Raw genomic sequence first — 20,430 nt, 5'->3', positions numbered from 1 at the left:
CTGAAAGACGCTATTGTAAGCAAATCGCCAGCTGGCAGAATTCCCGCAATCAGATATGATCAGTTGCATAAAACGATCAGATGGAGCCTGCATGGACAGAGTGACGGCAACGCGGGTGTTTAACCGGATTTGTGAACTGGGAAGCCTGAGCGCGGCGGCGCGCGCGCTGGATATTTCGCGCCCGATGGTCAGTCGCTATCTTGATGAAATGGAGAAGTGGGCGGGCGCACGCCTGCTGCACCGTTCTTCACGGCGGCTGACCATTACCCCGGCGGGTGAGCAGATTTTGCATAAGACACGCGCGCTGGCCCGGCTGGCCGACGAGATTGAACAGCAGGGCGATGAGGGCAAACCGCAGGGCACGTTGCGCGTGGCCTGTGCACATTCAACCGCCACCCACATTCTTGGACCGATAATTCCGGCGTTCCTCGCGCGTTACCCGGCGGTACGTATTGAGCTGGAGATCAATAATCAGCCGGTCAGCCTGGTGGGTGAGCGCATCGATGTGGCTATTCGCATTACCGACGACCCGGAGCCCGGCGCGATTGCCCGCAGGCTGGGTGAATGTGCCTCGGTAGTCTGCGCCGCGCCGGCCTATTTAACGCAGCAGGGCGAACCGCAGACGCCAGCGGATCTGGCTCAACATAATTGCCTGCACTACAGCCGCTTTGCCGGGCAGCGCTGGCAGTTTCACGATGCGCAAGGCGAGGCGGTTTCCGTGGTGGTGAGCGGCAATTTCAGCGCCGGTATTTCATCCGTGTTATGTGATGCCGCTATCGCCGGCTGTGGTGTTGCCATGGTGCCGGTAATGGAGGCGCAGGCTGCGCTGGCCAGCGGTCAGTTACGTTGCGTACTGCCCGGCTTTCAACCGCGCACCTTAGGCATTTATGGCCTGTATATGTCGCGCGAACGCCAGCCTGCGGTATTACGGGTATTTCTGGATGCGGTGATGCAGCAGTTGCGAAACCTCTGAATCATCACTGTGACAACGTCACTGGTGCCTGTCACGCGCTGTATGTGTTACGTAACAGCGTTTCGACCACCTGAACCGTGGCGTGAAGCGACAAATCCACTGCACAACTGCTACTATGCGCCGCGCCGCGGCAGTTGAGCAGCGCGCCGGGTTCCACTTTCACTCATTTTTACCTGCTTAACGGCATGGGGTAGCACCGTAATGTTTCACGATTTAGGCATCATCAATCTCTGGACTTTCCTGGCGGGCGCGCTGGTGATCATTCTATTACCCGGACCCAACAGCCTGTATGTGCTGCGCACCGGGATGAGTCGTGGGGCAAAGACGGCCTGTCAGGCGATAGCCGGGGTGATGGCGGGCGATTTGATTTTGATTTTTCTCGCCTGGGCGGGCGTCGCGACGCTGATCCGTACCAGTCCGCATATTTTTATGGTGGTGCGTTATCTTGGCGCCATGTTCCTGCTGTATCTCGGCGTGAAGATTATCATCGGCGCGCTGCGCAAACGCAGCGGCGATCAACCGGCTGAAGCGGTAAAACAGGAAAACTATTTCCTGCGTGCGCTGCTGCTTGGCGTAACCAATCCCAAGGCGATTCTGTTTTACGTTTCGTTCTTCATTCAGTTTATCGATCCGCGCGTAACCCATACCGCGCCGGCGTTTGCCACCCTGGGTGCGCTGATCCAGGTGATCAGTTTCAGCTACTATTCCCTGTTGCTGGTGGCTGGCGCGGTGATGGTGCGCTATCTGCGCAGCCGCACCCGCCTGGTTAAGCTGGCGAACATGCTGACCGGCATGCTGTTTTTTGGCTTCGCCGTGCGGTTAGTCAGCGCGCAAAGCTAACCCTTCTGACGCACGCCACGGCAGCAACGCCGCCTCCGCCGGCTGCACCCTAAAATGGCAACGCCATGATGCAGCGGTGCGCACAGTTTGTGCGTATTGCCTGCATCCGTATGACTGCCGCATCCATAAGTATTCCATCTTGTATCCCAGACCGTATCCCATCTGGCCCGGTGCATAACGGCCGCGCACACCACACTATTCTGGCACGCAAACTGCACTCCTCCCGGTAGCCAACTAACCCGGGAGAACGATCATGTTTGATGCACTGCTGGATGAAGATGCCACCCAGCTGGCGGCGCGGGTGCGCGACGGCGAGGTTTCCGCGCGCGAGTTAACCCAGGCGACGCTGGATCGCCTGGAACAGCGTGAGCCGCTGATTCAGGCGTTTTGTACGCTAACGCCGGAGCGGGCGCTGGCACAGGCAGAGCAGATCGACCGCCGTCGTGCGCGCGGCGAGCCGCTGGGCGCACTGGCGGGCGTGCCGCTGGCGGTAAAAGATTTGATCTGTACCGCCGGTGTGCGAACCACGTCAGGATCGGCCGCCTACGCCGATTTTATTCCCGAAGAAGATGACATCACCGTTGAGCGCCTGCTGGCGGCGGATGCCATCCTGCTGGGCAAAACCACCGCGCCGGAATTTGGCTACAGCGGTGTCGGCCATAATCCCCTGTTTCCCTCACCGCGTAATCCCTGGGATGTGAGCAAAACGCCGGGTGGATCGAGCGCGGGTTCCGGCGCGGCGCTGGCGGCGCGGCTGTGTCCGATTGCGCTCGGCAGTGATGGCGGAGGATCGGTACGAATTCCGGCAGCTCATTGCGGTGTCTATGGACTCAAGGCCTCGATGGGGCGGGTACCGCTGTGGCCGGGCTGCCGCGATGAGCGTTATCCTGGCGTTTCCAGCTGGGAATCGCTTGAACATATCGGTCCGATGACGCGTAGCGTGCGCGACAGCGCGCTGATGATGTCGGTGATGGCCGGTCCGGACATGCGCGACCGGCACTCCATTCCATGCAGCGATGTTGACTGGCTGGCCAGTCTGGATCGGCCACTGCAGGGGTTGCGCATCGCGTTCAGCGCCGACTTTGGCTATATCGCCGTCGATGCGGAAGTGCGCGCCGTGGTCACCGCGGCCGCGCGTCGTTTCGCTGCAGCGCTGGGCGCAGAGCTGGAAGAGGTGGATCCCGGCATCGCTGACGAAAGCGCCAGCTTTGCTGCGCTGGTGGCGTTCGAAAGCGATCTGAGCGGCATGCGCCAGATGCAGAGCGAGCTGGGTGCTGCGATGTCACCGCACCTGAGTGCCATGCTGCAGCGCGACTGGCGCGCGGAGCATTTCACCGACCCCAATACCAGGCGCAAAAAGCTCTGCAATCAGCTGTGGCGCTTTATGCAGCGCTACGATCTGCTGCTGTCGCCGACGCTGGCGGTACCGCCGTTTGCGCTGCACATGCAGGGCCCGGAAGTCATTGATGGCCGCCTGGTGCGCAGCGATCACTGGCTGTCGTTCTGCTTCCCGTTCAATTTTACCGGTCAGCCTGCCGCCTCGGTGCCTGCCGGCTTCACGGCCAGTGGTCTGCCGATCGGTATGCAAATTGTGGGTCGTCATCTGGACGATGGCCTGGTGCTGGCGGCCAGTGCCGCTTTTGAGCGCATCCAACCATGGAATCATCACTATCCTGCTGCTATTGGAGTTCTCCATGAGTAACAAATCTTCCCCTGCGCTGGAGCAGGAGTTCGAGCATGAGCCGGTGCCGCTTAGCCATCGCCACTCGACGGGTTCGGTGTCGGCGGTGTGGTTTGGCTTTCCGATGATCCTCACCAATGCGCTGTTCGGCGGCATTATCACCTGGCATCTTGGCTTCTGGCCGGCACTGCTGGCGATTTTGCTGGGTAACCTGGTGCTGTTTGCCTATGTCGGCGCACTTAGCTGGTTCGCCGGACATACCGGTATGAACTTCGCGCTGCAGGCGAAGCGGACTTTCGGCACCAAAGGCTATATTCTGGTGTCCGGCTTTCTTTCTACCGTGGTGATAGGCTGGTACGCCTTCCAGACCGGCCTGACCGGGACGGTGATCAACCAGACTTTTGGCTGGAATGCGCTGGCGGTCACCGCGTTTGCCATGGTGCTGTATACCGGCGTCACCTTTCTCGGGGTGCGGGCGCTTTCGGTGCTGGGAATGATTGCCGCTCCGCTGTTTGTGGTGCTGGGGCTGGTTGCGCTGTGGCTGGTGAGCAAGGATCATGATTTCACCACGCTGACCCAGTGGCAGGGCAGTCCGGCAGCCGCTGGTGCCATGAGCATGGGCACGGCGGTTACCATGGTGATTGCCGGCTTTGCGGATTCCGGCACCATGACAGCGGATTTCACCCGCTGGTCGAAGGACGGCAAATCAGCGGTGATCGCCGCGTTTTCCGCGTTCCCGCTGGCGAATGTGATTTCCTATCTGTTTGGCGTGGTGATTGTCGCCGTCGGCGCGGCGGTCGATCCGCTCAGTAACGGCGGTAACTTCCTGCCGCTGCTGATGGGGCACGGCATGCTGCTCTCCGTCATTGCCTTTCTGTTTGTGTTCATCAACCTCGGTTCGGTGTGCACGCACTGCCTGTATAACGGCGCGGTCGGTTTCAGCCATCTGTTCAGCAGCAAAATGCGCCTGTGGACGCTGATCCTCGGGGCCATCGGTGGCGTGCTGGCGCTGGCCGGCGTGTGGTCCTGGTTCCTCGAATGGCTCAGCCTGCTCGGCATGGTGGTGCCGCCTTTTGGCGCAGTGATGATTGTTGATCTGATCTTTATGGCAAAAATCAGCGAACAGCGTCAAACCCGGCGCCTGCGCGGCAGTGCGTTCGCCGCCTGGGCCATTGGTAGTCTCTGTGCGGTGATGGCCCACCTCGAATTCCCGCAGTTTGGTGAAGCGGTTATCGGCCTGGTCACCGCGGCACTGAGCTATACGCTGATCGTGAAATGGAAACCGGAAAGCAGCACGGCGGTAATGGAGAAAAGCAATGCCTGATTATATCGTTGATTCAACCCCCTATCCGTGGCCGTTTGACGGCAACTGCACGGTGCAAAACACCGCGCTGCTGGTGATTGATATGCAAACCGACTTCTGCGGCAAGGGCGGCTATGTTGACACTATGGGTTACGATATCTCCCTGACGCGTGCCCCCATCAAACCGCTGCAGCAGGTGTTAGCGCGCATGCGCGACTCCGGCTTCCCGATCATCCATACCCGTGAAGGCCATCGTCCGGACCTGAGCGATCTGCCGGCCAACAAGCGCTGGCGATCGCGGCGGATGCAGGCGGAGATTGGTGCACCAGGGCCCTGTGGCCGCATTCTGGTGCGCGGTGAGCCAGGCTGGGAAATCATTCCCGAGCTGGCGCCGCTACCGGATGAAGTGATTATTGATAAACCCGGCAAAGGCTCTTTTTACGCCACCGACCTTGAGCTGATTCTGCACAGTCGCGGTATCCGCAACTTAATCATCAGCGGCATCACCACCGACGTTTGCGTGCATACCACACTGCGCGAAGCCAACGATCGCGGTTTTGAATGTCTGGTGCTGAGCGACTGCTGCGCGGCGACGGAGTTGAAGCATCATGAGGCGGCGCTCAGCATGATTCATATGCAGGGCGGTATATTCGGCGCAGTGGCGGACTCGGCAACGCTGCTGGCCGCGCTGAACAGCCCGGCAGCGGCGCGCGTGAGCTAATCCGGCAACGGACGCGAACGGCGGGCTGGCCAGGCGTTGAGGTGCCGGGTCAGCCATAACCGCACACCAACCCTGCGCGGGCGTGATGATGCAGTCTGACCGGCCTCCGCCGGTCATGGCCAACCTCAGCCAACGTTGCCGGCAATCGTCAGATAGTCGGTATACATTTGCGGTGCGCCGGAGAACGAGGCCATGGTGCGCCATTCATCATACATACGCTCGCTCTCCTGATGGTTTTTCACAAACGTCAGCGATTTTTCGGTTGAGACGTCCATCGCCGGATGGAAGCTGTTGAGCGAGTCGAGGCTCTCGATCACCAGCATCACCGCATATTGCTCACTTCGATTACCGCCGGTGCCCTTCAGCATGTGAAACTTCCAGCCAGGATAGTCATCAATGCGCGCGACGTTCTCATTCATAAAGCGATCGAAGTCGGCAGCCGTCACGCCCGCGCGGAGCGCCAGATGATGAAAACCGACCACGCGTGCCACCGCAGGTTGAGCATCGGGCTGAAAGTTCGGGCCGGGCGGCAGTGAACTGTGGCGGTTTTCTGCCAGCAGCGAGAAGGTGGAGAAGAGTGTCGGTAACTCCCCGTAGGTGGCAAAGTTTTTCCACTCCTCAAGCAGCGCGCACGCCTCGGGCCGTTGTTGCCAGAAGGCGATGGCCTCAGCCGTGAGTTCGCCAGCCGGTGTGATATAGCGGTCATATTCTGCCTGGCTGGGAGCCTGATACAGCATCAGGTATTGTTCCTGGCGTTCGCCGCGCAGGCCTTTTAACAGCGACCATTGCCAGCCCGGATAAGCAGGAATCTGCGTGCCGCGCGCCTTGAGAAAGGCTTCGAAGGTCGCGGCATTAACGCCTTTCTTCAGATTGAGCCCGACGTAGTGCAGGCTGAACACCGGTTGCGTTGAGGTTGTCATAGAAACTCCTTGTGAATATGACAGGGCAGAGGCGCTACTTCGCTGTCAGAGCGAAACGCGCCGCGAAAGTCACCAGCAGCAACATCACGATGCCGGCGCTGAGCGTGGTTGTCAGGGACGTAAGCTGGGCGCTAAAGCCAATCAGCGCCGGGCCCAGCAGTAGCCCGGAGTAACCGCACAGCGTGACGGCCGGTATGGCGTAATGCGCGGCGACAGTGCGCTGGTTACCCGCCGCGTTGAATAAAATCGGCACGATATTGGCCAGACCGATACCCAACAGCACAAAGCCGAGCAGGGCACTCCACAGCCAGACGGAGAAAATCGCTAATGCCAGCCCTCCGCTGGCGACGAGACCGCCCAAGGTGAGCACGCGGCGACTGCCATAGTGATTAATCAGCCGATCGCCAAACAGGCGCAGCGTGGCGACAGCCGTGGCGTACAGCGTGAAGCTGAAACCGGCCAGTTGCATCGACATGGCGCGTTCACTGTTCATAAACACCGCTGACCAGTCGAGCATGGCGCCTTCGGTGAGGAACAGCAGGAAACACAGCAGGGCAATCAGCACCACGTTACGGTGCGTCAGGGCGCGCAGCGTACCGCGCGTTGGTTTTGCATCCGTGCGGCGACGGGGCAACAGGGCGGTATGGCTCATCAGCAGCAGCAATAAAATCAACGCACACAGCGGCAGTAGCGCCAGCAGGGGCGCAACCTGCAGCCACAGCAGCAGACTCACCGCGCCAGCGCCAGCAATGCTGCCAAGACTGTAAAAACCGTGAAAGCCTGACATCTTGCTGGCCCCGGCCTCACGCTCCACGATCACCGCCTGATAATTCATGCTGACATCCATCAGTCCGTTGATCGCGCCGAAGAGCAACAGCGCGCCCGCCATCGGCAGTGGTGAGGACAGCAGCATTAGCAGCGGCAGATCCAGTGCCAGTCCGGCACCGCACAGCAGCAGCAGCGTGCGACAGCCAAAGCGGGCAATCAGCGCGCCGGTAAAGGGCATGACTGACATGGAGCCTGCGGCGATACAGAACAGCAGCAGCCCCAGCATGCCGTCATTGATCGCCAGCTGCGCTTTGGCGAAAGGAATAAGCGGCGCCCAGGCGGCCATGCCCAGTCCGGCGATAAAAAATAGCGTGCGCGTCGCGCGCTGCTGGCGCAGGTTAAGCAGATTACTGGTCATCATCACATCCCGGTGTAGTACGGCGTTTCATTGCCTGGCCTTATCCATGGTCGGGCTACAGGTATACAGCAGCCCGTGCGGAGGCCCATAAAAACGTAATTAATATTTAACAGTAACAAGACTTGTCCTGGAAATGACGTAGCGTGTTCAGGTGGCTGTATTCAGTAGAGTTTATTTATTACATATACGGAAGGCATTTTAAAAAAGCGCGATGTGGGATGGGAACGGTAATGACGGATAAAGTAAATAATGACAATCTTATTTCAATGCGCTGAAATATATATAAATTTAACTGGGTCGATACAAGCATTGCGTGCACTGTGTAGCGGTGCAATTTATTGCACGATAAATCGCACCGCTATCTACCAGGATGGATTACCTGCACGTTGCTTAACTTAACAGCAGCGTAGATGTCATTAACCGGCAATTAATAATATAAATATAGTTAATGATTGCTCAGCACATTTAACAACCTGCAACCGTCAGCGCCAGGTCTCTTCACTTACTCATCCAGCTGTAAATAGCAGACACGCAGGCGGTGCCCGTCCGGGTCCAGCGCGGTAAAGGTGTAGCCAAAGTCCATGCGCACCGGTGACTGAATGATGGTGATTTCGCGCAGCACGCCCCATTCGTGATAAAGAAAATCGACATCGTCTTTGCGCGCGGTTTTAAACACAATTTCGCTACGCGCCGCACTGGCGGGCAGGGAGAGTGCGGGTTCAACGGTATACTGCGACCAGATACCCAGTTTAAAGCCGCTCTCAAACACAAACATGGCAAAGGTTGGGCTGAGTTCTGCGGGTTTGATGTCGAACAGCGCGGCATAAAAGTCAGCACTTTTCACGACGTTGGGCACATAAATAATGGTCATGTTAGCGGTAAGCATGGTGATCTCCTTGTGTGTTTACCGCTGCATAGTAGGGGGAGGCTGTGACAGATTTTGTCAGGAGTCGATGGGTTAACTGATAATTTTCAGATCGGCTTTACGGTGCTTTTTCTGTTCCTGATAGAAATTTTCATCGGGTCCGATATCCAGCAGATAAAGTTCCAGTTTATTTTCCACCCAGCTATAGCCCAACAGCGTCAGGCGGTTATTCAGCTGAAATTTGTGCACGCGTAAAAAGTTTAAGTCACCTTTTTTAAGCTCACCGATCTCAGGCGCGTCAACAATCCTGTCGATCTCATCCTCGACGATGGCACGCTGTGTATCGGGCAATTTATCGAGCGTTTTTTCAAAGCGGCGTGTTTGAAAAACCTCGATGCTATTTTGTGGTTTTGGATCGGGGTGTTCGGCGGACATACGGCGAAACCTTCTGATTATCGACTTCAGCCTGGGCGATCAATACTTCAGCGATGAAGCTATACGGTAAGTCCGGATTATCCTCAGCAATCCGGCCGATCTTCGCCCAATGCTCAATCTGCTTTGGAATGCTGCGGCTGGCGGCTTCAGCGTGAATTTTTACGTCGCTCACGAAGTCATCGTCTAAACGAATACTTGTGGCCATGAATATTACCTCGCGGATGAAAGCGGTGATGGACTGACTGTTGTAATGTTGAGTTTCGATTACTGCTGCACGTGGCTAAGTATGCGACATTTTGTCGCTTATGGCAACTTTATGTCGCTAGCGCGTCGCGCTGTCCACCGGGTGACGTAAATGGTGATAATCCCGCCAGCGTTTCAGCAACTGATGACGCGTGCCGGGATAGAGTTCGCTGCTGACGCTGATCGCTTCAATGCGGTCGACGCGGAAATTGCGGAACTCCTGGCGCAGTTCGCACCAACCGCACAGCAGGCGCACGCGATCAAAGTAGCCAATCACCACCGGCCAGATGATGCGCGTGGAGAGGTTATCCTGCAGATCTTTGTAGCGAAGGCTGATCTTGCTGCGCTGATGGATTGCCTGGCGAATCTGCGGCAGATGGGTTTCGAACAAGGCTTCGCCCTGGGAGGCGATCAGCAGCGACTGGTGATCGATACTCTGCGTGAGATGCGGCGGAATCACAGCCTGGACTTTAGCCAGCGCATGGCGCGCGGCGGACTTAAGCTCATCGTCGGTGTGTCGGGTGACCCAGTTGAGCCCAAGCACCAGCGCATCAATCTCCTGCCGGGAAAACATCAGCGGCGGCAAATGGCCGTCGGATTTCAGCAAATAGCCAACGCCCGCGCTGCCCTCAATCTCTACGCCCTGCTGCTGCAAACTAAGAATGTCACGATAGACGGTGCGCACGCTGATGTGCAGCTGTTCGGCGATACGCTGCGCGGTCAGCGGATAGCGATGACAGCGCAGCAATTGCAGCAGTTCAGGAAGCCGCTGAGTTTTAGACATGATACGCCAGCCTTAAGCGAAGAACGCGCGCCGCCAGGATTCAGGCGCGCAACAGTTGGCTTAATGTAGCCAAATCCGCCGTGCTTTGCAGCTCGCTGATAGCCAGTAACTGCTGCTGGCGCGCCGGCACTTCATGGCGCAGCGCCTGACGCAGTTTGGCCGCCACATCTACGCCATCCGCCAGCGACTGCTGCCGCGTGCGGCGCTGCTGCAGCTGACGACCCTCTTTCAGCGTCAGCGTGACGAGATGAAAACGCCGCGCCGGGTTGAGCGCATCGGGCGGCGCGGACGCATCCGGTGTGCGACGCACTTTGGCCGCCAGCGGCATCACCGCCGGATTAAGCGCACCTTCGGCAAAATCTTCCAGCCGCAAATCGTCATACATCAGCATGGCGGCAATCACGTACTCCAGGCTAAAGCGTGCTTCGATGCCGTTAGCCGGCACGCGAACCGCCGCCGCGATGTCACCACCCGGCGGGAAGGCGACCGTGATGTCATCAATATTTTCCAGCAGCGAGTCCAGCGAGTGGCCTTCCGCCAGCCAGGCGCGCCGCAGCAGACGTGCCGCTTCGGCAGCGCTGTGAGTTCCGGCGCAGGTGGGGAAGGGTTTGAACTCCAGACCGGGGGTACTAATGCGCCACGGCGCGCCCCAGTTTTCCACCAGCCGTTGCGGCTGCGCCTCGCCGTTACTGCTGGCGGCGAGAAACGCGTCGATCACGCCTTCATGCCGGCCATCGAATTTCGCCAGCGTCAGCTGCGCCGCCATCACTGCACGCTCTGCCGCCAGTCCGGCGTGCAGCGGCTTCACCGCCGAACCAAACTGAGCGCGCAGTCCGCTGGCCTGGGTCGCCGCGATGCCGATCAGCGTGGCGCAGTCGGTTGCATTAAGCCGCAGCAGACGTGCCAGCGCGGCCGCCGCCGCCAGCGTACCCAGCGTGGCCGTGTTGTGATAACCCAGCGCGTAGTGCTGCTGGCTGGCGGCCAGTCCCAGCCGGCCAGCCACTTCCACGCCGATGACATAAGCATCAAGGAACGCTTCGGCAGTGGCGGGCTGCTGCTGCTGCCAGGCAAACAGCGCGGGCAGAATCGCCACGCTGGGATGGCCGCGGAAATCGGCATGGAAATCATCGTAATCCAGCGCATGGCCGGCATAGCCCAGCAGCAACGCCTGTGAGCGTACGCTGCCGTCGCCATAAACCTGTCGCAGCGCCGGTAAGCCGCTGTCCGGCACCTGCTGCTGTAACACCGGCCAGCTCACGGCGAGAAAATCCTGTATGCCAGTGCGCGCGGCATCACGTGCCGCCGCATCCGGCTGGCTTTGCAGGATGCGCTCAGCCAGCGCGTGGCTCAGGTTCATGCCCGCTCCAGACTGCGCAGCGCCGCCACGGCGAGCTGCGCGAGGTAGCGTGAGGTGGGCAGTAACACCGCATCATTGATGCGAAAAGCCGGATGGTGCAGCGCAAAAGGTTCGCCAGTGCCAATCATCACAAAGGCGCCGGGCAGTTGTTGCTGATAAAAAGCAAAATCTTCGCCGATCGGGCTGGCTTCTACCACGCGCGCCTCAAGTCCGCTGGCGGTGGCCTGTTGCAGGGCAAAATCCGCCCAGTGCGCATCATTCACCACCGCAGGCGGACCGGCGTGCCAGTTAAACTCAACCTCTGCGGCAAAAGCCGCACCAAGGCCGAGCACGATTTCGCGGAAGCGCTGCTCCAGTCGCTCACGCGTGGACTGAGAGAAGGTGCGCACCGTGCCTTCCAGCCAGGCGCTGTCCGGAATAACGTTCCAGGTGCTGCCGCTGTGCAGCTGGGTGATCGACACCACTGCGTTGTCAGCGGAGGGGGCGTTACGGCTAATTAGCGTTTGCGCCGCGGAGACTATCTGCGCCGCGATAACGATCGGATCGTTGCCCTGATGCGGTTTGGCGGCATGGCTGCCGGTGCCGGTGATGCGGATATCGAAGCGATCCACCGCCGCGGTCAGCGCGCCGGCTTTGCTGCCCACCACGCCAGGCGGCAGCGACGGATCGTTATGAATGCCGAAAATCGCCACCGCCTCCTGCAGCGCGCCGGTGGCGATGACATCCGGCGCGCCCTGGCCGGTCTCTTCGGCGGCCTGGAACAGAATCCGCACGCGGCCGGGCAGCGTTGCCTCCTGCTGCTTAAGCAGAATCGCCGCGCCAAGTGCAGCGGAAGCGTGAAAATCGTGGCCGCAGGCGTGCATCACGCCGGGACGCTCCGAGCGAAAAGCAACGTCCGACTGCTCTTCAATCGGCAACGCATCAATATCCGAACGCAGCACAATCAGCGGTCCCTGTGCCGGGCCGACTTCCGCCACCAGACCGGTTTTCAGTGGCAAATCAACGATGCGAATCTGGTGCTGTTCCAGCTGCTGGCGCAGGCGGGCGGTGGTTTCGAACTCCTGATTAGAGAGTTCCGGAAAACGGTGCAGTTCGTGGCGAAAGGCGATCAGCTGCTCGCCCAGCGCTGTTTCATTCAGTTGGCTCATGCCTGGCTTCCTTGTGATGCCGCCTGGCGCGTCAGCCAGGCATCGTGCGCGGTTTCATCCAGCACTTTTTTCATATATTGCGTGATGTGGCCTTTGCCGAGATCGGTGGTGTGCATGAGCACAAAACCGCGCTTGCGATACATATCAATCAGCCACGGATGGCTGATGGCGGTACCGAGCGATACCGCCGGTGCGCGTAACTGGCCGCGTAAAATTTCCTGCTCCAGGCGATCCTGAACCTGGCGGCCAAACTGCTGCCCCGCATAGTCCGGGTGGGCGCCAAACCAGCCGATGTGCGGCAGGCCGAACGGACCCGGCAACGGGCCCCATGGATAACGCACGGTGACCGAGGAGACCATCACGCCCTGGGCATACAGCGCATACACGCCGTGGCTTTGCAGATGCCGCAGCGTCTTTTCGCGGTCGGCGGTGGCCGCATCAAATTTGATCCCCAGCGCCAGCGTGGGCGCATAGGCGGCATGCATCAGCGCCTGATAAGTGTCCACTTCGTCTTCAGTGACCTGACGAAACTCAAGTGTCATAGCTATCCCCGGAAAACCGCCCGGCGGGCGATAAAGAAAGAAGGCTCAGAGTAGCAGTAAAGCGCTGACGGGCTATATGTGAAATCCGGATAAGCTAATGCAAATTTGTGAAAATGAAATGGCGGCTTTTTCATTGCACAAATCGCCATTTACCGTAGTATGCATAAAATACATAGCGCTATAACTATTTCGCATTAATCCTCTGAAATATAACAATTTTGTTATGGCGTTTTTCCTAATCAGGGTGACAACGTGTTAGCGATTAAATCTCCGCGTGCCTACGCACACGAACCGGGACTGCGTGCGCGCACCGGTGAATTCATTAAACCTTATGCTACGCATATCCGTATTTTCACCTCTCCGCGCGCCTGGCAGGCGGTTAATCCGCAATTAACGCAAAGTCTGGAAACCTGTGGTATTCGCTGGGAAATCGAGTATTTGCACGGCGAATGCACCGACGCGGCCATTGATACGCTGAAAAGCAATTTGCAACAGCAGCAGGCTGAACTGCTGCTGGCAATTGGCGGCGGGCGCGTACTGGATGCGGCTAAAGCGGTCGGCAGCCAGTTACCGGAAATCACCGTCGTTAATTTCGCCACCGTCGCGGCGACCTGTGCCGCCTGGTCGCCGGTGGCGATTATTTATGACGCGCAGGGCGGCCACGTGCGCAGCCAGCCGCTGGGCAAAATGCCTGAACTGGTGCTGGTAGACAGCGAAGTGATTGCGCAAAGTGATGTGCGTTACCTCAAAGCGGGCATCGTTGACGCGCTGGCTAAATACTACGAGTTCTATCCTTATCTGCGGCACAACCCCCACGATCTCGCCCTCGATCTTAAAGTGATGACCGCGCAGCGCGCGCTGGATGTCTATCGCCAGCACGGTGCCGCCGCCGTGCTGGCCAACCAGCAACAGCAGGTGACGCCGGAACTGGTGAAGGTGATCGATGCCAGCATTGTGCTGGCCGGCCTGGCCAACAGCGTGCGTGACGTGCTGCCAACGCCAGGCTTTGCCCATGCCATTCATAACCGTCTGACCCATCAGCCGGAGCTGCACCACTGGCTGCACGGTGAAAAAGTCGGTTACAGCCTGCTGGTGCAGTCGCTGATTGAGCACGACGGTGAGCCGGACGCCGCGCTGCTGGCGCTGCTGCGGCAATATGATATGCCGCTGACCTTAGCGCCGCTGCACGGCGATCGTCGCGCAGCCATCAGAAGCATTGCTGAACAGATCAAATTCCCGGCGGCCAGCGCCGAACGTCTGCCGTTCCGCATCAGCGCGGATGCCTTAGAGCAGGCGCTGCTGGCGACCGAGAACGCCCTTAATTGTTATTGACCTTTTTATTGACCAGGAAAAAATATGGCTACTTCATCTTCACGCCGCATCCGTTTAGGGCTGTTTGTGCAACCGGTTGGACAGCACGTGAGCGGCTGGCGGCTGACGGAAAATCTGGGCGATCCGACGGATATTGACTGGCTGATCACCATCGCGAAAAAAGCCGAAGCCGGTAAGTTTGATCTGTTCTTCGTGGGTGATGCACTGGCGACCAGCATGTATCGTCTGCCTTCCACCATGGCGCGTCTGGAGCCGTTAACGCTGCTGTCGGCGCTGGCGGTCAACACCAAGCGTATTGGCCTGGCGGCGACCGCCTCGACTACCTTTAGCGACCCGTTCACCATGGCGCGCAGCTTCTCGTCGCTGGACCACATTAGCCGCGGCCGCGCCGCCTGGAACGTGGTGACGTCGTTCTCTACCGATGTGGCGCGTAACTTCAGCCGCAGCGATATGCCTAATCATGCGGAGCGCTATGCGCGCGCGCGTGAATTCCTCGATGTCACCTATAAGCTGTGGAACGGCTGGCAGGCGGGGGCGGTGCAGCCCAACAAAGAGACCGGTCAGTACTTCATTGATGACAAAATTCAGCCGATTAACCACGTCGGCGAGCACTTCCAGGTGCAGGGTCCGCTGAACATTACCCGCTCACCGCAGGGGCGTCCGGTGATTATCGAAGCCGGTTCTTCCAGCGATGGGCAGAAGCTGGCGGCAGAGACCGCCGAGGTGATTTTCACCGCCTCGGCCAGCCTGGAAGAAGCACAGAGCTTCTACCGTTCGCAGAAAGATCAGGTGATTGCCGCCGGACGCAATCCGGATCACGTGGTGATCATGCCTGGCGTGATGCCGATTGTGGGGCGCACGCGCGAAGAGGCCAAAGCGCTGTGGAAAGAGCTCAACACGCTGGTTGATATCGACAACGGTCTGCGTCAGCTCTCGCTGCGCTTCAATATGGATCTGAGCCAGTATCCGCTCGACGGTCCGGTGCCGGAAGTGCCGCTGGGTGAAGGCAACCAGAGCCGCGTGAAACTGATGACCGACATGGCGAAACGTGAAAATCTGACGCTGCGCGAACTGGCCGCGGTAGCCGCCGGATCGCGTGGTCACCGGGTAATCGTCGGTACCGCGCAGGATATTGCCGATGACTTTGAGTTGTGGCTCAACGAGGGCGGTGCCGATGGTTTCAACATCATGCCGGCGATCATGTCCGAGCAGCTGGATTTGTTTGTGGAGCTGGTGATTCCGGAACTACGCCGTCGCGGTCTGTTCCGCGAAGAGTACGAGTTCGCCACGCTGCGTGAAAACCTCGGCCTGCCGGTGGTGTGAGAGACAGGAGCGAAACATGATCACCCTATCGAAGCGCGTACAGTCTGTGTCGCTCTCGGCTAACGCGGCGGCACGTCAGCTGACGCGCCAGCTAAAAGAGCAGGGCGTGGATATTCTTGACCTCACCACCGGTGAGCCGGATTTTGATACGCCCGCGCACATCCGTGCCGCCGCCAGCGCCGCGATGGATGGCGGTGAAACCCGTTACACGCCGACCAATGGCACCACCGCGCTGCGTAAGGCGGTGCAGGCCAAACTGGCGCGCGAGAATCAGCAGCAGTACGCGCTGGGTCAAATCTGTATCGCCAACGGCGCAAAACAGATCATCTTCAACGCGTTTGCCGCGACGCTAAACGACGGCGACGAGGTGATTGTGCCCACGCCATATTGGCCAACTTTCCCGGACAGTGTGCGCTTCAACGGTGGCGAGGCGGTGCTGCTGCCTTGTCCGCTTGAGCAGCAGTACAAGCTGCAGCCGGCGCAACTGGCGCAGGCGATCACAGAGAAAACCCGCTGGCTGGTGCTGAACAATCCCGGCAATCCCTCTGGCATGGTGTACAGCGCCCAGGAGTTGCAGGCCCTGGCGACGGTGCTGCGCGATCATCCCAATGTGCTGATTATGCTGGATGAGCTGTACGAACATATCCTGTTTGACGATCGTCAGCACGTTAGTCTGCTGCAGGTGGCGCCGGATCTGGCTGAACGCGTTTTGCTGGTGGGAGGCGTGTCGAAAACCTATGCCATGACCGGCTGGCGCATTGGCTTTGCTGCCGGGCCGCAGCCGCTGATTGATGCCATGGTGGTGGTGCAGTCGCAGAACAGTTCTGGTGCCAGCGCCATCAGCCAGGCGGCGGCGGTTGCGGCCTTTAACGGTGGGCTCGATTTTCTGCCCCCGCAGCGCGCCGCGTATCAGGCGCGACGCGATGTCATTGTGCAGCAGTTGCAGCAGGTGGCCGGCATTGAAGTGCTGCAACCTCAGGGCGCATTTTTTGTCTTTTGTCGCTGTGCTGGCCTGCTGGGCAAAACCCGGCCTGACGGCGCCGTACTGCATGATGAACAGGATGTGCTGAATTATCTGCTGGAGAGCGGTGTGTCCGGCGTGGCGGGCAGTGCTTACGGCCTGTCGCCGTATTTCCGTTTATCGATCGCCACGGATATCGATAGCGTTGAGGAGGCGGGTAAACGCATTGCGCGCGCCTGTGCAGCGTTAATCTGACGGGCGGGTGTGGGAAGGCGTAATGGCCTGATCACCTCGCGGCACACTGTATGAAAGGAATGCATGAAAGGATTGCATGAAAGCATTTAGGGTGCCGCGATACAGGGGCGGTGATGCGGCAATTAGCCGGTTCCGCCCCGATTTCCTGCGACTGGATTAAATCAGAAAATCATCCAGCGAACCGCCAGCGTCAATCGCTGACTTTATCGGCGAGGGAGTACGACCCTGACCGGTCCAGAATTTCTCATTACCCTGTTCGTCGGTAAATTTATACTTCGCCGGACGCGGTGCACGTTTTGCTTTGCTCTTCGTTTCACCCTGATTTAATTGCGCCAGTTCATTAATTGTAATGCCGTCTTTGCGCAGCATCTCTTTATATAACGCCAGCTTCTCTTCTTTTTCGCGCTGTGCAGCACTCTCTGCCGCCGTCTCTTCGCGGCGTTCGGCGACCACCACGGCAAACTTCTCCAGCATTTCGTTTAATACCGCAACCTCAATATTACGTGCTTCAGCACGCAGCGTACGAAGATTGTTCAATGCCTTGAGTGCATCGCTCATGTATAAACCCTTATTACTGATATCACTGATTTGAAAGCGTGCATTCTACGGCAATTTTATTCAAATGGAAATATTCACCCGCCGACAGATTTGTCCGGAAATATGCCCCGACCTGTACAGTTTTTGATTGGGCGTAAAGATTTTTGTCTCTTCATTGATTACGCATAAACATGTTAGCGGCTGATTTAATATTACCAGTCACCTACGTTAAGCCGTTCATTTAACATCGCAGCATCTCACACAATATACGTCACGGCGATTTACAGCTTAATAAATGGCACCATGTTAACAACGCAGCGATTGCTGCAGGGATTAAAAGCGTAACTGGTCAGCCTTAGCGCAGAAAAGGAAACTTTATAAAACACCTTTCCTATCGGCAGCGTAATTATAAATCAATGGCGGTGACCGGGTACGAAGCTGGTACATGCGTGGTGTTCAGATGCCAGATCAGGATGCAGGCACAACCGTTCAGGCACCGGTTGACTGAGATTAAGGATGATTTCAGGCGTGATAGTTTCCTGTAAAGCAGCCTCAGGGCCGTTACTCCCTGAAGCATAAGATTTTTTCTCAGTGTAAAGGCGTCAGAAAGGCAGTAACAATTTCTTGCAATGTTAATCTTAATGCGTATATTTCTCATTTGCTTTCTTAACCACATGCTCACCACAAAATAACGATAAGCCGATTGAGGAATATTATGTCTTGCAAAGAGATGCGCGTCCGGAACGCAGGTCTTGCGCCGCAGCGCGCGCTGCGCCTGTCACTGCTGGCAGTGCTGGTTGCCTCGGGTGTCGCGCAGGCGGCCGATACGCAAAACAGTGAGGCCACCCTGACCGTTGATGCCAGCGCCAGCGCAGAAGCGCAGCAGGCGCAGGCCGCAGCGGATTACAGCGTACCGGTGACGCGGGCCGGCACCAAAATGGCGCTGACCGCACGTGATATTCCCCAGTCGGTCACCATCGTCAGCAAGCAGCGCATGCAGGATCAACAGCTGCAGTCGCTGAACGACGTACTGAGCAACACCACCGGCATCCACGGTGTAGCCGCCGATATGGACCGCATCAATTACTATTCACGCGGTTTCCTGATTGATAATTACATGACCGACGGGATTCCAACCGCGTTTGCCCAGCGCTGGAATCTGGGTGATGCGCAGACCGATACCGCGCTGTATGAACGCGTCGAAGTGGTGCGCGGTGCAACGGGCCTGCTGACCGGACCGGGCAATCCTTCCGCCGCCATCAACATGGTGCGTAAACATGCCGACAGTAAAGAGTTTACCGGTAGCCTTGAAGCGGGCTATGGCAGCTGGAATAAGCAGCGTTACGTCGCCGATCTCTCAGCACCGCTGTCACCGGAAGGCAACGTGCGCGGTCGCCTGGTGGCCGGCTATGAAGACAAAAACAGTTTTATTGAACGCTACGGCGCGGATAAGAAATTTATCTACGGTGTGATCGACGCGGATCTCACGGACGCCACCAGACTGTCTGTCGGTTATGAGTTCAGCCAGGTGAATACCGATTCACCGATGTGGGGCGGTGCGCCGCGCTGGTACACCGACGGCACGCAGATCCACTCGCGTCGCGGCTATAACACCGCACCTGAATGGGCTTACAACAACAAAGAAAATAAAAAGGTCTTTGTTAACCTGCAGCAGAATTTCGATAACGGCTGGAACATCACCCTTAACGGCACGCATAACGAGATGTTCCTCGACAGTAAGCAGCTGTATCTCGACGGTTACTTCGACAAAACCACTGGCGCAGGCGTCTCTGGTTATGCCGGCTATCCGGTGGTGGGCGGAACCGGCTACAACACCGGCAAACGTAAGGTGGATGCGGTCGATGCCTTCGCCAGCGGTCCTTATGAACTGCTGGGCCGCCAGCATGAGCTGATGGTCGGGGTGAACTACAGCCGTCAGGACAACAAATATTACAGCGCCTGGGCCAACATTTCGTCAGCCGAGCTGGGCAACTTCAACCAGTTTAACGGCGATTTCCCGGAAACCGACTGGAATCCGCGTGAACCCGCGGCCGACACCCAACTGGTGCGGCAGAAGTCAGCGTATCTCGCGACGCGCATCAATCTGGCCGATCCGCTGCACCTGATTGTCGGGGCGCGCTACACCAACTGGAACCGCCAGACGCTGACGGCAGAGATGGAGAAAAACAACATCACGCCGTACGGTGGGGTGATTTGGGACTTCTACGATAACTGGTCTGCCTACGCCAGCTACACTTCGGTGTTCCAGCCGCAGGATTATCAGGATGCGTCAGGCGCTTATCTCTCGCCGGTGATTGGCAAAAACTACGAAGCTGGCGTGAAATCTGACTGGTTCAACAGCCGTCTGACCACCTCGGTATCGATCTTCCGCACCGAACTGGATAACGTGGGTCAGAGCACCGGACAGACCAATGCGCAGACCGGTAATACCATTTACGTGGCGAAGAAGGGTGTGGTAAGTCGTGGCGTCGAGTTTGAGGTGAATGGGGCGCTGACCGATAACTGGCAGATGACCTTTGGCGGGACTTCGTATGTGGCGGAAGACGCCAACGGCGATCGCTATAATTCACAGCTGCCACGCACGTCGTTCAACCTGTTCACCAGCTATCGCCTGCCGATGCTGGACCAGCTGACGCTGGGCGGCGGGGTGAACTGGCAGGCGGGAACTTACGCGGATATCAGTGGCCCGGATGGCAATGGCACCTGGCGCACCCGTCAGGGCAGCTATGCGCTGGTGGATCTGTTCGCGCGCTACGACGTGACTAAAAACCTCAGCCTGCAGGCCAATCTGAATAACCTGTTCGACAAAGAGTACGACGAGAACGTCGACAGCACCGGCATCGTCTACGGCGAACCGCGTAATTTTATGCTGTCCGCGAAATACCGTTTCTGATCATTAAGCCCGTGCCCAAAGCGGCACTTAACGTTCCCTCTCCCGGGGAACAGGCCGCACCTGACGTCCCCTCTCCCGCGTGCGGGAGAGGGTTAGGGTGAGGGGAAAAC

19 protein-coding genes are annotated in these 20,430 nt (G+C 58.2%); 9 read left to right on the top strand and 10 right to left on the bottom strand.

What is annotated here, in order from left to right; genetic code table 11:
* Nucleotides 1-91 precede the first annotated feature (91 nt).
* From H7K56_RS07875 to biuH, 5 genes are all read left to right on the top strand, one after another.
* Entirely contained in the window at nt 92-973 is an 882-nt protein-coding gene (locus H7K56_RS07875) for a LysR family transcriptional regulator (protein WP_150360035.1), read from the top strand.
* A gap of 201 nt (nt 974-1,174) precedes the next feature.
* A complete protein-coding gene (leuE, locus tag H7K56_RS07870) occupies nt 1,175-1,813 on the top strand; it encodes a leucine efflux protein LeuE (protein WP_150360034.1) in 639 nt (212 codons plus the stop codon).
* Between the two features lie 253 nt (nt 1,814-2,066).
* Nucleotides 2,067-3,515 carry an amidase gene (locus H7K56_RS07865; RefSeq protein WP_150360033.1) on the top strand — a complete coding sequence of 483 codons (1,449 nt, stop codon included), beginning with the start codon at nt 2,067-2,069 and terminating at the stop codon, nt 3,513-3,515.
* Nucleotides 3,508-4,818 carry a purine-cytosine permease family protein gene (locus H7K56_RS07860; RefSeq protein WP_021509019.1) on the top strand — a complete coding sequence of 437 codons (1,311 nt, stop codon included), beginning with the start codon at nt 3,508-3,510 and terminating at the stop codon, nt 4,816-4,818. Before H7K56_RS07865 ends, H7K56_RS07860 begins: the two co-directional genes overlap by 8 nt.
* On the top strand, nt 4,811-5,518 hold the full coding sequence (gene biuH / locus H7K56_RS07855; RefSeq protein WP_150360032.1) for a biuret amidohydrolase: 708 nt from the start codon (nt 4,811-4,813) through the stop codon (nt 5,516-5,518). The genes H7K56_RS07860 and biuH overlap by 8 nt, the downstream gene beginning before the upstream one ends.
* A gap of 125 nt (nt 5,519-5,643) precedes the next feature.
* Here biuH and H7K56_RS07850 read toward each other — a convergent pair whose 3' ends face one another.
* From H7K56_RS07850 to H7K56_RS07810, 9 genes are all read right to left on the bottom strand, one after another.
* Complete coding sequence (locus H7K56_RS07850; protein WP_150360031.1) at nt 5,644-6,438, bottom strand: hypothetical protein; 795 nt, start codon at nt 6,436-6,438, stop codon at nt 5,644-5,646.
* A 34-nt stretch (nt 6,439-6,472) separates the two neighbouring features.
* A complete protein-coding gene (locus H7K56_RS07845; protein WP_211368503.1) occupies nt 6,473-7,624 on the bottom strand; it encodes an MFS transporter in 1,152 nt (383 codons plus the stop codon).
* A gap of 502 nt (nt 7,625-8,126) precedes the next feature.
* The gene (locus H7K56_RS07840; protein ID WP_058759086.1) at nt 8,127-8,510 is read right to left on the bottom strand and encodes a VOC family protein; all 384 of its coding nucleotides are present in this window, start codon (nt 8,508-8,510) and stop codon (nt 8,127-8,129) included.
* A gap of 72 nt (nt 8,511-8,582) precedes the next feature.
* Nucleotides 8,583-8,924 (bottom strand): type II toxin-antitoxin system RelE/ParE family toxin, encoded by a 342-nt coding sequence (locus H7K56_RS07835; RefSeq protein ID WP_150360029.1) that lies wholly within the window; start codon nt 8,922-8,924, stop codon nt 8,583-8,585.
* On the bottom strand, nt 8,887-9,129 hold the full coding sequence (locus H7K56_RS07830) for a ParD-like family protein (RefSeq protein ID WP_071813632.1): 243 nt from the start codon (nt 9,127-9,129) through the stop codon (nt 8,887-8,889). The genes H7K56_RS07835 and H7K56_RS07830 overlap by 38 nt, the downstream gene beginning before the upstream one ends.
* Before the next feature lie 117 nt (nt 9,130-9,246).
* A complete protein-coding gene (locus H7K56_RS07825; RefSeq protein WP_150360028.1) occupies nt 9,247-9,951 on the bottom strand; it encodes a helix-turn-helix transcriptional regulator in 705 nt (234 codons plus the stop codon).
* A gap of 40 nt (nt 9,952-9,991) precedes the next feature.
* Nucleotides 9,992-11,308, bottom strand: a complete 1,317-nt coding sequence (locus tag H7K56_RS07820; protein ID WP_150360027.1) for an MmgE/PrpD family protein — start codon at nt 11,306-11,308, stop codon at nt 9,992-9,994.
* On the bottom strand, nt 11,305-12,456 hold the full coding sequence (locus tag H7K56_RS07815) for an amidohydrolase (RefSeq protein ID WP_150360026.1): 1,152 nt from the start codon (nt 12,454-12,456) through the stop codon (nt 11,305-11,307). The genes H7K56_RS07820 and H7K56_RS07815 overlap by 4 nt, the downstream gene beginning before the upstream one ends.
* Entirely contained in the window at nt 12,453-12,998 is a 546-nt protein-coding gene (locus H7K56_RS07810; protein WP_021509027.1) for a GNAT family N-acetyltransferase, read from the bottom strand. The genes H7K56_RS07815 and H7K56_RS07810 overlap by 4 nt, the downstream gene beginning before the upstream one ends.
* 252 nt (nt 12,999-13,250) lie before the next feature.
* Between H7K56_RS07810 and H7K56_RS07805 the strand changes: the two genes are divergently transcribed.
* The 3 genes from H7K56_RS07805 to H7K56_RS07795 are packed head-to-tail and all read left to right on the top strand — an operon-like array spanning nt 13,251 to nt 16,869.
* On the top strand, nt 13,251-14,330 hold the full coding sequence (locus H7K56_RS07805; RefSeq protein ID WP_150360025.1) for an iron-containing alcohol dehydrogenase family protein: 1,080 nt from the start codon (nt 13,251-13,253) through the stop codon (nt 14,328-14,330).
* A 24-nt stretch (nt 14,331-14,354) separates the two neighbouring features.
* A complete protein-coding gene (locus H7K56_RS07800) occupies nt 14,355-15,653 on the top strand; it encodes an LLM class flavin-dependent oxidoreductase (protein WP_150360024.1) in 1,299 nt (432 codons plus the stop codon).
* A gap of 16 nt (nt 15,654-15,669) precedes the next feature.
* The gene (locus tag H7K56_RS07795) at nt 15,670-16,869 is read left to right on the top strand and encodes an aminotransferase class I/II-fold pyridoxal phosphate-dependent enzyme (protein ID WP_150360023.1); all 1,200 of its coding nucleotides are present in this window, start codon (nt 15,670-15,672) and stop codon (nt 16,867-16,869) included.
* Nucleotides 16,870-17,025: 156 nt separating this feature from the next.
* Here the strand turns inward: H7K56_RS07795 and H7K56_RS07790 are convergent, their stop codons facing one another.
* Nucleotides 17,026-17,427, bottom strand: coding sequence for an H-NS family histone-like protein (locus tag H7K56_RS07790; RefSeq protein WP_021509031.1), 402 nt, complete (start codon nt 17,425-17,427; stop codon nt 17,026-17,028).
* A 694-nt stretch (nt 17,428-18,121) separates the two neighbouring features.
* Here H7K56_RS07790 and fhuE point away from each other — a divergent pair.
* Nucleotides 18,122-20,320, top strand: a complete 2,199-nt coding sequence (fhuE, locus tag H7K56_RS07785; RefSeq protein WP_150360022.1) for a ferric-rhodotorulic acid/ferric-coprogen receptor FhuE — start codon at nt 18,122-18,124, stop codon at nt 20,318-20,320.
* Nucleotides 20,321-20,430: the final 110 nt, after the last annotated feature.

This window comes from Pantoea dispersa (assembly GCF_014155765.1).
GTDB classification, from domain to species: Bacteria; Pseudomonadota; Gammaproteobacteria; order Enterobacterales; family Enterobacteriaceae; genus Pantoea; species Pantoea dispersa.
Note: the sequence above shows the minus strand (reverse complement) of the source record. Positions and strands in the feature narration are given on the sequence as shown.

Bases quoted from the DNA above. Each gene is read 5' to 3' on its own strand.
- H7K56_RS07875 (WP_150360035.1), top strand. From the start codon at position 92: ATGGACAGAGTGACGGCAACGCGGGTGTTTAACCGGATTTGTGAACTG.
- leuE (WP_150360034.1), top strand. From the start codon at position 1,175: ATGTTTCACGATTTAGGCATCATCAATCTCTGGACTTTCCTGGCGGGC.
- H7K56_RS07865 (WP_150360033.1), top strand. From the start codon at position 2,067: ATGTTTGATGCACTGCTGGATGAAGATGCCACCCAGCTGGCGGCGCGG.
- H7K56_RS07860 (WP_021509019.1), top strand. From the start codon at position 3,508: ATGAGTAACAAATCTTCCCCTGCGCTGGAGCAGGAGTTCGAGCATGAG.
- biuH (WP_150360032.1), top strand. From the start codon at position 4,811: ATGCCTGATTATATCGTTGATTCAACCCCCTATCCGTGGCCGTTTGAC.
- H7K56_RS07850 (WP_150360031.1), bottom strand. From the start codon at position 6,438: ATGACAACCTCAACGCAACCGGTGTTCAGCCTGCACTACGTCGGGCTC.
- H7K56_RS07845 (WP_211368503.1), bottom strand. From the start codon at position 7,624: ATGACCAGTAATCTGCTTAACCTGCGCCAGCAGCGCGCGACGCGCACG.
- H7K56_RS07840 (WP_058759086.1), bottom strand. From the start codon at position 8,510: ATGCTTACCGCTAACATGACCATTATTTATGTGCCCAACGTCGTGAAA.
- H7K56_RS07835 (WP_150360029.1), bottom strand. From the start codon at position 8,924: ATGTCCGCCGAACACCCCGATCCAAAACCACAAAATAGCATCGAGGTT.
- H7K56_RS07830 (WP_071813632.1), bottom strand. From the start codon at position 9,129: ATGGCCACAAGTATTCGTTTAGACGATGACTTCGTGAGCGACGTAAAA.
- H7K56_RS07825 (WP_150360028.1), bottom strand. From the start codon at position 9,951: ATGTCTAAAACTCAGCGGCTTCCTGAACTGCTGCAATTGCTGCGCTGT.
- H7K56_RS07820 (WP_150360027.1), bottom strand. From the start codon at position 11,308: ATGAACCTGAGCCACGCGCTGGCTGAGCGCATCCTGCAAAGCCAGCCG.
- H7K56_RS07815 (WP_150360026.1), bottom strand. From the start codon at position 12,456: ATGAGCCAACTGAATGAAACAGCGCTGGGCGAGCAGCTGATCGCCTTT.
- H7K56_RS07810 (WP_021509027.1), bottom strand. From the start codon at position 12,998: ATGACACTTGAGTTTCGTCAGGTCACTGAAGACGAAGTGGACACTTAT.
- H7K56_RS07800 (WP_150360024.1), top strand. From the start codon at position 14,355: ATGGCTACTTCATCTTCACGCCGCATCCGTTTAGGGCTGTTTGTGCAA.
- H7K56_RS07795 (WP_150360023.1), top strand. From the start codon at position 15,670: ATGATCACCCTATCGAAGCGCGTACAGTCTGTGTCGCTCTCGGCTAAC.
- H7K56_RS07790 (WP_021509031.1), bottom strand. From the start codon at position 17,427: ATGAGCGATGCACTCAAGGCATTGAACAATCTTCGTACGCTGCGTGCT.
- fhuE (WP_150360022.1), top strand. From the start codon at position 18,122: ATGTCTTGCAAAGAGATGCGCGTCCGGAACGCAGGTCTTGCGCCGCAG.